This window comes from Polaromonas aquatica (assembly GCF_042659145.1).
Classification (GTDB): domain Bacteria; phylum Pseudomonadota; class Gammaproteobacteria; order Burkholderiales; family Burkholderiaceae_C; genus Polaromonas; species Polaromonas aquatica.
This window is the reverse complement of the sequence record NZ_JBHSRS010000064.1, coordinates 1-11,089: the sequence shown is the minus strand read 5'-3', so window position 1 is coordinate 11,089 and position 11,089 is coordinate 1. Positions and strand designations below refer to the sequence as shown.

The following is an 11,089-nucleotide window of genomic DNA, read 5'->3' as shown; positions in this document are numbered from 1 at the left end:
TCTTTTCGATTCGCTCATCTCAATCTCCTAAAACTGATTTTTACCCATCAGCTAAGGAGTACGTTTTTCGGGGGCAAGGTCAGTCAATGAGTGTGGCCCCGGTGACTGCACTCGGCCCGCTATTGGTGTAGACCAGTGTGAAGGTCGTCGTTTGGTTTAAGGCCAGAGAAGGAGTGCTGGCGCTTTTTGTCGCCGCCAAGTCTGCACTAGGTCCGACGACAACAGTGGCTGTAGAAGCGTTGTTTGATAAGTTTGCATCGTTCGATGCAGCTGGAGGGGACACTGTTGAGCTGTTGATGAGGGCACCGTTAGCACCAGCGGTGGCCTTCAGCAAGATTGTCAGCGTTTGATTGGCTGGAATAGTGACGGTGCCGGTGAAGGTGCTCTGTCCTGTGATAGAGCTAGACGTGAGTGTTGTCGCCGCATTTGAGCCGCTGGCGCTCACAAAAGTCAAAGTGCCCAAACCTGTAGGCAAGGCGTCAATCACGCTGGCGCTAGTGGCTTGCGCAAGCCCGGTATTGCCAACTACAAGAGTGAAAGTAGTGGTCTGCCCGATGGAGAGAGAGACAGGGTTGGCAGTTTTGGATATGGAGAGATCGGTCTGGGGCAGGCACCGATAACCAGAATTGCTCATTGGGTCGGACGATTCAGCGAGTAATACATCAACGCCTGTGTTGCCTGGAAGCGCCCCGTGGGAGGAGCCGCCTGGCGGGTTATCACTCGTGTTTGTAATACCGTTGGTGCCGCCACTAACGTCAATCGTGGCGGGTCCAGTCCTGACCACTACGCCGCCACCGCCGCCACCACCTCCACTATGCGCACCGCCATTGCCGCTAAGCCATGCATCGCCACCTTGCCCACCACCTGCGTTAATTGTGATTACCCCTGTAGTCCAGTTCGGTGACACCAGAATGACACTGCCTCCGCCAGCGCCAGCGCCAGCCGCATCGTTTAAAGGGTTGGAGTTGGCGACACCGCCCCTGACGTCAATCGTGGCCGCGCCGCTAAGGCTCCCTGAACGAATAATGACAATTCCTCCGCCAGTGCCACCGGCCATTTCTCTTGTGTTGTTCGAATTTCCGTTTTGGTCGCCAGCGCCACCTCCGCCGCCCATGCTGACGCGAGATATTCCTGCACCGCCAAAGCTGCTGCCACCAAATGCCGCCAGGTTGTCTCCGGTGACCGCCACGATGTTTGAATAGTCACTCGCCACACCAGCCCAACCAGCGCTGCGCCAACCAAATCCTCCTCGCCCGCCCGCGCCGCCATTACCGCCGCCGCCGCCGCCGCCGTTGTGATAAGCGCCATCCCTATAAGTGCCACCGCCTCCGGCGTTGGCTGGAGCGCCTTTCGCGTAGTTGTAGTCCGCCACTGTCCCTGTGTTACCCGGGTATCCATAAAACGCGCCGACATTCAATGTCACTGTGCCTGCGGAGTCATTTCTGTCAAATGGTGAGCCGTCAGTAAAGAGAAGTGGCGGTGTGCCGGCCAAACCTTCAGCCTTCGTTGCATGTGCCACGCCTGGCCCATCGTTATAGCGAAACGGATTGTTTCCGTTGACAGTACTCGGCCGGCCGCCGCCGCCTCTAAATCCCTGAGCGCCGGCAAATAAGGTCTGACCGGCGAAATTCGTGTTTTTGGCAGTGTCAACAGCCAGGACACCGCCGTTCCTTCCATCCCAGGGCAGGGCGTTCAGTTGCCCTCCCAACGTCAGGGTCGAGTATTGCGGAACTCGAATAATCTGAAAACTGCGGCGGGTGCTACTGGCAGTTGGATCGCTTTGAACATAGGTGTTTTGAAGCGGAGCGCCTGCAACGAAGCTGGACGGCGTGGTGCCGGCCCCAGCCGGGACATACTCATACTGACCGGCGCGGCAGGTGCCGCTCGTCGCAATATAGCCACTGGCAGGAAAGCCCGCGACACCATCGCCATAACTGTCTGTATCAGTCATGTTCAAGTCAACGCATTGCATCTGGATTAGCAGTGCCATGTCACCGGGAGCGAAGCTGGTGACTGTTCCCCTGGGATTGCTCAAGGCAATAGTGGGGAGTGAACCGGAAGAAAAATTTCCGTTGGCGGGCGTGTAGTAACCATTGACAACTTCACCCGCTGATGATGTCTTGGCGCCATCCTTCTGCGGTGTCGAACAGACCTGAGCTGCAATCCAGGTACTGGTGAGGCAAACGGTTAACGCTAATACTGCCTTAGAAAGACGACCTAAATATTCCCGAGCCCGCATGCTGACAGTAGTTACACAAAAGCTTTATTGTCCCAAGCTTTGAAGCATTCACTGCGTGATAAATACTTCAATTTTGAATTTTTGTGCTGATGCAACAGTTAAGTCGATTTGCACCCACTTGTCAGCGATTTGAAGAGTTACGGCGTTATTTTGATGAGAACCATCTAAGGTGCATCCATGATCGTGTATCGCGTCAGAGAAAGCGAAATTGAACTCCTTGGCGGAGATTTTTCAGCCAAGGAATTTGGCTTATGCATCTATGAGGGTGACAGCGACGATGAATGGTTTGGCTATATCGCTGGTAGGGAGGGCTGGAATGGCAAGGGCATTAAGCCGGGCTCTCCGAAGCCCAAATATGTGACGGCTTTAGTGGAGTGGCTGCAGGAGATGAATTTCCTTGAGGCGAGCCTTCCCAATTCTGATGACGATTTTAAATAATAGCTTAAGACCAAGCAAAGGTGTGCACGCTTCACAGGGCTGTAGACCAACTGAATCGCCCCGGGTTTCCTGGAAATCAGTGGGTTAAGTCAGACCGATGCAACGGCTTGACCGGCTAATGCCGATAGTCATTTTCCTCATCTTCGGCCGGGGGAATGCATCCCATAGGCTCCAGCAATCTGTGGTGGTTGAACCAGGATATTCATTCGAGCGTTACAAGCTTCAATGATTCCGTGGTCTTCCAGGGCGCCCGCCGATGAATCATTTTAGTTTTGTACAAACCGTTATTTGTCTTGGCCAAAAGCGTTGTCTAAGCTGTCACCCCTGATACCACTGAAGGCTAAGTAGCAGCCCATAGCGATGGATAACTGCCATGATGCTCCTACGCCACGCGAACAGCGCGTTCGCAGCATCGGGTGAAAAATGACTTGACTTCTTAATGGCTCAATCCTCCCAGAGATTTGAGCCCCCTAAAAATACAGGGCGATTCACTTGTGCGCCGGATGTCTTAACTGTAGTTCAAACTTGTTGATGTTCGCCGTTGCCTCCAGTCTCCGTGTCGTGATGTTATTGCCCTGATCTCTTGGGCGGCGTGCCCTGCAACTCATTACTGCAGTACAACGTAACATCGTTGCGGCGAAGACGGATACCATACTCGTGAGGTGATCTTCAAAATCAACATCGATCATGGCCAAGGCCTGTCACATGCAAGGGGCCGACTGCGCTGGCAAAGGCTCACCTATTCGTGCAAAATATTTTTGACTAAAAAGTAAGGGAGTTTCAGATGTCCGGTGCAGGTTTTCAGGTTCACGGTCCGCACGATCACGAAGTGGAGAACGCTTCGCTGCAAGGCACGAAGGCAGGCGCACACGCCGGTGTGGCAGGCAGCCGTATGATCAATCAAATCGCTATGTTCACGGCGATAATTGCTACTGTAGGCGCGATCTTTTCATACATGGCCGGGTTTACCCAAGCAAACGCTGGCCTGTTTAAGAATAACGCTGCCATCAAGAAGACTGAAGCGTCTAATCAGTGGAATTACTTCCAGGCTAAGAGCACCAAGCAGTCATTAGCGGAAGTGTCACGTGACTTGACGCTGAGCGAGACGGAGAAGGCCAAATACCAGGCCAAGATCGAGCGCTACGAAAAAGAAAAGAACGAAATCAAGGCAGTAGCAGAGGGCTTGGAGAAGAACGCTACCAATTGGGATAAGCAGAGTGAAGATCAGATGCACCAGCATCACCGCTGGGCACAGGCTACCACGTGTCTTCAGGTTTCTATTGCCTTGGCCGCCATCGCGTTGCTTACGCGCAAGAAGTGGCTGCAATATGGAATGTTCGGCGTCGCGGTAGCGGGCGTGGGCATCGGCATCGCGGCCATGCTCCATATCTGATGACCCTAAAAGCAATTCGGGCTATGCGCCAAGAAGGCATAAAAAGTGCCTGGCATTAATCTGTGTCGGCAAAGGTCCAATGCTTTGAGCGACACTTGGTTTGCGACAAGAATGGGACTTATTTAGGGCTCGTAAATTGAAAAGAGTTGCAATTCGAACTGTAGTACTGATAGTAGTCGTTTGGGTTAGCGTTTTCAGCGCTCGTGACGTTCGTCATCCTTTGCAACTGGCTGTGTTGGGAACGTTGCTTGTGCTGCTAGTCGTGTTTCTACTTTTCGTCCTCGGCAGAGCGTTAAAACGCCACCTACGGAGGAAAAGGCAAGATTGAGGTTCCGTCTTTGACAATTGATCGCAGTCCAACTCATCGAACAGCCACTTCAAACCTATTCCCTTAATTTTTGGCTGGATTGCTGCTAGAGCTTGGCTGCTTATCCCTCATTTCGTCGCGCTAGCGAGGGCCCTGAACGCTTGGGTAGGGCCAAAGATAAAATCGTGGGTAAATATTCACCGTTCGCGTCGAGTTGTTAGACGAGACACGCTATTTCCAACTGCTTTAATGACGGTGACCAACATAAGGCACAATTAGCAATTCTTTTTGGCCCACCTTGTTGCGAAGCAAACAACTGGCCAGTCGTTGTCAGTTGCTGCATTGCATACCTAGTCCACAAACGTCGTCGGCCATCGCTCGGCGCATCAAACGCGATCTGCCCAACAATACGCCCCCGACAATCTAGATTCGCCCGTCCAACGCGTAAGCCAAATCTCTATGAAGTAAATGAAAGGCGCCGTGATGAAGCGCTCAACATACCAGCTACAGACGTTTCTCTACGCATCGGCTGGGCCTGACCCTCGACGCGCTGCTGAGGCGGGATCGTGCCCGTGAATGGTGGCCTCGAGTTTTTTCACGGCTTGCCACGCGGCTGGGCCGGAGAGGATGAATAAAATGGTTGCAAGCGCGAGATACAACCATCCAAGCATCGTCAGGGAAGCAATCGCCTGGGCCGCGTCTTCTCGAAAGACGAAGGCCAGGACGACTTGCACCGAGAAAAGTGCTGCAAGGATGACCGCAGACAGCAAACTGAAACGTAGGCGCAGCAACAATGCCACCCCAAACAGCGACTGAGCTGCCGTCAAAAAAAACTCCTCATGCTGCCGCGCGTCCAGCGGCAGCGATGTGAACGCACCGGCACCGACAGACATTGCCAGCGGCAGCATTCCCACGAGCAGCGTCCACTGGTTGATCTTGTCGCTGATCATGGTCGTGAGGCCGCCCTCGGCACGCCCGGACAGAACGAACAGGACGGCCATTACAACCGCAGGCGCCTCGCTCGCCAACGGTGCAAGCCACTGGATCAGCAGGAACTCGTCGATGCCGAGAATGCGCCCTGATGCGACAATAGATTCCGCGAATGGTTCCGCCGCGGCGAGGATCACACCTGCGGCGACTATAGCGAGTCCAGCCATCCATGCCCATTGCTTACCTGGTGAGAGCTTGGAGATTGCTGCCGCTGGGCCGGGTTCATCGTCAGCTTCAAGGCCTGTTTCCACTTTCGGAAGTCGGCTCGTGAGCCCAAGATATGCGCCAAACACAAGAACCAGAATAATCGTGTCGAACAGATCAATCCGGTTTTTGACGATGATCACGAATGAGTAAACGCTGGCCAAAAGCAGGAAGCCCACCTCCAGCACGTTGACGCTGGCCAGTTCGATGGTGCGCTTGCGGGTGCGCCACCAGTGAAGGAAAGCCATTAAAGGCCAAGCCACCCCGACCAGCAGCCGATTGGCACCTGTCATGTTGGCTGCCGCATAGTGCACATAGTTGGACTCAGGTGCCTTGCCGGCTTGGTACGCGTAGTACATATCCACAGCGTATTCAGGAAGAACGGTAATCAATGCGACCAAGGCAAGTATCAGACCTTGAGCAATGCGTTTCTCCGCGGCTTCAGCCCCCCAAGACAGCATAAAGCCGGCGGCCAGTACCGCCAATCCGAACACGGCCGTATCAACGACGGCATTGGGACGCCAACCGCTGATGCGAAAAAATGCGGCTGGGACAATCGCCGCAATTGCGATGACAAGCAGGACAAGAAACTTTCTCATTTTTATGCCTTCTTTGCATTCTTTCGTGAGGCCTCAGCCAAGCTATTATCTTACCCGTGGCATGGGTATATTGGTAACGATTCAGTTACAGCACGTCACAGCCTCTGTGCGCCCGCATAATAAGCCACTACTGACCGCTATGGCCCGTGCGTAGCTTTCTGGCCCCATGTTTTTCGTCAGAGAAATCCGGAGTGTACTCATGGCAAAAGCCGAAAATATCCGTTTAGATATCCCCGTTCTCCTCAACGGCGTCGAAGATGCCAAGGACAAGTGTGTCGCGCGCCTGATCTCCCAGTTGAAAGGTCGCACTGGAATCAATGATGTGCACGTCAAGGAGCCTGGGGATTCGCAGCCTCCGCAGCTATGCATCCACTACGAGCCAGCCACCATCTCGCTGCAGCGCGTCCGCGAACTCGCGGCCTCCTCGGGTGCGGCGCTCAGCGAACGCTTCGCCCACTTGACTTTCCGTACGTCAACGCAGCATGCACGCGCCGCCAGGCGCCTTAGCGACCAGATTGCCGCGCTTAAGGGCGTGGTTGAGGCTGAAGTGGCGACCACCGGATCCGTCCGCATCGAGTTCGACCGGTCGATCGTTGACGACGCAAAGATGAGGTCATCCCTGGAAGCACTTGGTCTGCGCGTGGAAGCAGCCAGCCCGGCCTTGGCACCGCACGGTAAAGGCGAGGATTCGCATGAGGGTCATGCGCACAAGGAAAGCCACGCGCATGGTTCCGCGCGCGAAAGCGGTGCGGCGGAGCACGATCATGGCGGCGAGGGACCCGCTCAAGCAGGCCACGACGATAAAGAGCATGCTCACGACCACGGCGGGCCGTTCGGAGAAAACTCCGAACTGATCTTCGCCCTGCTGGCGGGCCTCCTGGTGCTCATCGGTTGGGTGCTGCAGTGGCGCAACCTGGCTCCAGAAATCGTCAGCAACGGCTTTTACATAGCCGCGTATGTCTTTGGCGGCTACTACACGCTTAAAGAGGCGATCGAGAACATCCGCGCGCGGCGGTTCGAGATCGACACACTGATGCTGGTGGCCGCTGCCGGCGCTGCCGCACTCGGACAGCTGGCCGAGGGTGGCCTGCTCCTGTTCTTGTTCAGCCTTGGGCACTCGCTGGAACATTACGCGATGGGCCGGGCGCGCAAAGCCATCGAAGCACTCGCCAAACTTGCCCCGGAAACAGCGATGGTGCGAAGACCTGACGGGCGGACGGAGCAGGTGGCGGTGGCTAAGCTCGCCGTGGGGGATGTGGTGCTGGTCAAGCCCAACGAGCGGCTGCCCGCCGACGGCTTTGTAGTGCGTGGCCAAACCAGCGTGAATCAGGCACCGGTAACCGGTGAAAGCGTGCCCGTGGATAAGCGGCCGGTCGACGACACCCAGGTGGCCTTGCGGTCGTTCGAGAAGGTTTCCGCCGTCCACAAGGTGTTTGCCGGCACGATCAATGGACCGGGCGCCATTGAAGTCATGGTGGCGCGCGCCTCTAGCGAATCTACGATGGCGCGTGTCGTCAAGCTGGTCACCGAAGCGCAGACGCAGCGCTCGCCGACGCAGAATTTCACCGACAAATTCGAGCGCATTTTCGTACCGGTCATCCTGCTGGGCGTAGTCGCCCTGATGTTTGCCGGCTTCGTCATCGACGAGCCGTTCAGCGCCACTTTCTACCGCGCCATGGCCGTCCTGGTGGCGGCCAGCCCTTGCGCGTTGGCAATCTCGGTGCCAAGTGCCGTCCTGAGCGGCGTGGCACGCGCTGGGCGCAGCGGCGTCCTGGTCAAAGGCGGTGGCCCTTTGGAGAACCTCGGGATCCTGACTGCCATCGCCTTCGACAAGACGGGAACCCTTACCGAAGGCAAGCCCCGGCTGACGGACGTGGTCGCCGCCGCCGGTTCGAGCGAACAGGAGCTGCTGACGGTCGCGTTGGCGGTGGAGCGGCAGAGCGACCATCCGCTGGCATCGGCCATCGTCGAAGGAGCGCAGCAGCGGCTTCCTGCTGGCAGTGCGGAACCCGCCGTCGAATCACTCCAGAGCATCATAGGCCGCGGCGTGGCGGCACGCATTGCCGGGGAAACGGTTCACGTTGGCAAGGCCGCCCTGTTCACCGAGATCGAGGGAGCGCCGCTACCGCCCGAGATTGCCCGGTCAAACGAGGAGCTGATTGCGCAGGGGCGCACTACCATGGTCGTGCGCCTTGGGGCCCGCTACTTAGGCGTGCTCGGCGTAATGGACACGCCCCGGGCAGCGGCAGCCGGCGTAATGCGTTCACTCAAGGAGCTCGGTATCCAGCGCCTGATCATGATTTCTGGCGATAACCAACGCGTCGCAGAGGCGGTGGCTAAGAGTGTTGGCCTAACAGAAGCGCAAGGAGACCTGATGCCGGAGCAGAAGGTGGACGCCATCAAGGCCCTGCGTGAAAAGGAAGGAAGGGTCGCAATGGTCGGTGACGGTGTCAATGACGCACCAGCGATGGCAAATGCCACCGTGGGTATCGCGATGGGCGCGGCGGGCTCCGATGTAGCGCTAGAGACCGCGGATGTGGCACTGATGGCAGACGACCTGAGCCAGTTGCCATTCGCGGTTGCCTTGTCGCGTCGGACCACACACGTCATCCGCCAGAACCTGTGGGTGAGCCTTGGCGTGGTAGCCGTACTAATCCCAGCTACCATATTCGGCCTCAACATCGGCACAGCTGTTTTGTTCCATGAAGGATCAACGCTGCTCGTGGTGGTCAATGCGCTTCGGCTGCTTGCATTCGCCGATATGCCTGATGCCAGTAACGGATCTAGTCAAGAAGCAGTTACGTCCTGAGAGATTGTTGGATTGGTTGCCATGCTGGACCAGTGGTAGTTAGGGCTGAAGAGCGGTGCGCTGCTGCAACAAATTGGTCAGCCGCCGTTCCGCCTGAGCCTGTGCGCCCCGAAATACCTGCTGGCGGCTGAAATACTCGGCCGTCAGCCTGCGTCCACTGCGATCTCCCTCCTTTACAACTGCCGCTTGCTGAGCTTGTTTCCGTGCCTGTTCAATGGCGTCAGCGGAGATGGAAATTTCCTTGTCCAACATAACCAAGCGCGCAGCGCGCGCATCCATTTCTCGCAGGATACGTTCTCGGCGCTTGGTAGCCTCGATTTCAGCGGCCTGCGCTGCTTTCGGATCAGCAGGGTGCGGTTCGACGGTCAAAGGCTGTGATGCCACGCCAGGGGGCGGCTTATCTGTGTACGAGATTGAGCCATCTGGCAAAGCAGTTTTGTATAAGATTCGTTCTGTCGCCTGCGCCACGCTTCCGCCGGAACTAAAGTATCCTAAAAGGACGGTAAAAGCGATGCACGTTCTTCTCACTGTTCATTTCCCATGATCAGCCTGCGTTTTCAAAATAGCCGCAAGCTTTACATTCAATGGATGTAATACCGTTTAGCAATGCATGTGAACCGGCCGATTTTCATCCGCCTGAAATAAGAAGTGGATATGGCCAAACCTTCAAATAATTGAGCCATTACCAGAGACGTAGATGAGTAACGCTTTACCCGCATTAGTGATGACGGGCACCAACAGAGATAGTACAGCTCCGCAATATATGATTCCTAAACAAGCTTTTCCGAGATACCAAATCTTCGACAGAAAGCAGGCAAGCACAGCTTTCATAGCGCTGATCGCAAGTAAAGTTGCGGGCCTAGGGCAAATCCCCAGTTGATAGTCTTTAGCTCTAAAAGGCTGGCAAAAACCTGAGCTTGCGATTAATCGCTGGAAAATATCAAATTAGCCCAGCCCTGACCTGAATCGCAAGAGCACATAGCCGAACCTGAATCAATGTAGCGCACAAGAGCCACCACCGCCCTTGCTTGTGCTGCTTACTTTTTGTTGGCTTCGCTCTTATCGCGGTGGCCATGCTCATCAAGATCGCCGGCCTTGTGCCCAGGGTGAGCGTGATGCGGGCCGGGTTTTTCAGTTTGCTCGTGTGCGGTTGCCGAGTGCCGATGAGCTGTACCGCTGTGTTCGTGAGCCGAACTAGAGTAAAGCTTAGCTTGGTCGTCATCACCATGCTCGTGATGGTGGGCCGCCTGTAGATGGTGGTGAGCAGCAGCGGAGTGACGCGCGGCGGCCTGATGATGGTGTTCACCAGCGGGATGGTTTAATTTGTTAGCCATAAATGTCCTTTAAAAAAAATGCCATAGTAAGTGACCAATCGGCATCCGCATTCCTCAGAGAGCAACAGGGGGTGCGGTACTACGGTCTATGTCGTAAATCATGCCGACTCGACTGATTCAGCTTACCCTCGCTCGAAGTGGGCATTTGTAGGATGACAACCCCTCATTTTGGGGCGACCAACATTCAAAAAATTAAAAGCTTGGCTAAATATTTTTAAGAGACTCGATCTGGATAGGCTTGTTTTCGGCGTGATACAACATCGCAGCTTCGCCTCAAAACGCGACGCTATGAGCACTGCCTGGAGGCCCTTTTATTAACGTCAAGGCTCTACCAAGCTGATATGCTCCAAACACCCGCGCAAAGCGGCAAGGAAATGAAATGACAGACGCGTTGTTCACGATTCCATGGCGCCAGATGTTGCTGCCCGAGTTGTCATGGGGTGAAAAGCTCTTGCGCCCGCTGTTGGTTTACCTTGTGTTGTTGCTGATATTTCGGCTCGCCAACAAGCGCGAGATGGCCAGCGCAACCGTTTTTGATTTTCTGATTATTCTCATGATTTCCAATGTTGTGCAGAATGCAATGATTGGCAACGACAACTCGGTGCTGGGTGCAGCTGCTGGGGCCGCCATTCTCGTTGTGATGAGTTCGTTGTTGAATCGTGCTACTTCGCGGAACGTGAAAGTGCGCGCAATCTGACCTTGCCCCCGAAAAACGTACTCCTTAGCTGATGGGTAAAAATCAGTTTTAGGAGATTGAGATGAGCGAATCGAAAAGA

At 55.4% G+C, this 11,089-nt stretch carries 8 protein-coding genes and 1 pseudogene; 4 read left to right on the top strand and 5 right to left on the bottom strand.

Annotated elements, in window-relative coordinates:
• Positions 1-79: 79 nt before the first annotated feature.
• Positions 80-2,239: a hypothetical protein gene (locus tag ACFQND_RS12645; protein ID WP_371435627.1), complete on the bottom strand. Its 2,160-nt coding sequence runs from the start codon at positions 2,237-2,239 to the stop codon at positions 80-82.
• A 177-nt stretch (positions 2,240-2,416) separates the two neighbouring features.
• Here ACFQND_RS12645 and ACFQND_RS12640 point away from each other — a divergent pair, with 177 nt between their 5' ends.
• Positions 2,417-2,677: a hypothetical protein gene (locus ACFQND_RS12640; RefSeq protein ID WP_371435626.1), complete on the top strand. Its 261-nt coding sequence runs from the start codon at positions 2,417-2,419 to the stop codon at positions 2,675-2,677.
• Between the two features lie 115 nt (positions 2,678-2,792).
• Here ACFQND_RS12640 and ACFQND_RS12635 read toward each other — a convergent pair.
• A pseudogene (locus tag ACFQND_RS12635) lies at positions 2,793-3,009 on the bottom strand (IS3 family transposase); the annotation flags it as partial.
• 452 nt (positions 3,010-3,461) lie between these two features.
• Between ACFQND_RS12635 and ACFQND_RS12630 the strand changes: the two are divergent.
• Positions 3,462-4,070 (top strand): DUF4337 domain-containing protein, encoded by a 609-nt coding sequence (locus tag ACFQND_RS12630; RefSeq protein WP_371435625.1) that lies wholly within the window; start codon positions 3,462-3,464, stop codon positions 4,068-4,070.
• A gap of 825 nt (positions 4,071-4,895) precedes the next feature.
• Here ACFQND_RS12630 and ACFQND_RS12625 read toward each other — a convergent pair.
• The gene (locus ACFQND_RS12625; protein WP_371435624.1) at positions 4,896-6,170 is read right to left on the bottom strand and encodes a sodium:proton exchanger; all 1,275 of its coding nucleotides are present in this window, start codon (positions 6,168-6,170) and stop codon (positions 4,896-4,898) included.
• A 199-nt stretch (positions 6,171-6,369) separates the two neighbouring features.
• On the opposite strand from ACFQND_RS12625, the gene ACFQND_RS12620 reads away from it, so the two are divergent.
• The gene (locus ACFQND_RS12620; protein ID WP_371435629.1) at positions 6,370-8,979 is read left to right on the top strand and encodes a heavy metal translocating P-type ATPase; all 2,610 of its coding nucleotides are present in this window, start codon (positions 6,370-6,372) and stop codon (positions 8,977-8,979) included.
• Positions 8,980-9,018: 39 nt separating this feature from the next.
• Here ACFQND_RS12620 and ACFQND_RS12615 read toward each other — a convergent pair whose 3' ends face one another.
• Positions 9,019-9,348, bottom strand: coding sequence for a hypothetical protein (locus tag ACFQND_RS12615; protein WP_371435623.1), 330 nt, complete (start codon positions 9,346-9,348; stop codon positions 9,019-9,021).
• 668 nt (positions 9,349-10,016) lie between these two features.
• Positions 10,017-10,313: a hypothetical protein gene (locus ACFQND_RS12610; protein ID WP_371435622.1), complete on the bottom strand. Its 297-nt coding sequence runs from the start codon at positions 10,311-10,313 to the stop codon at positions 10,017-10,019.
• 379 nt (positions 10,314-10,692) lie between these two features.
• Here ACFQND_RS12610 and ACFQND_RS12605 point away from each other — a divergent pair, with 379 nt between their 5' ends.
• Positions 10,693-11,010, top strand: coding sequence for a hypothetical protein (locus tag ACFQND_RS12605; protein ID WP_377413709.1), 318 nt, complete (start codon positions 10,693-10,695; stop codon positions 11,008-11,010).
• Positions 11,011-11,089 lie beyond the last annotated feature (79 nt).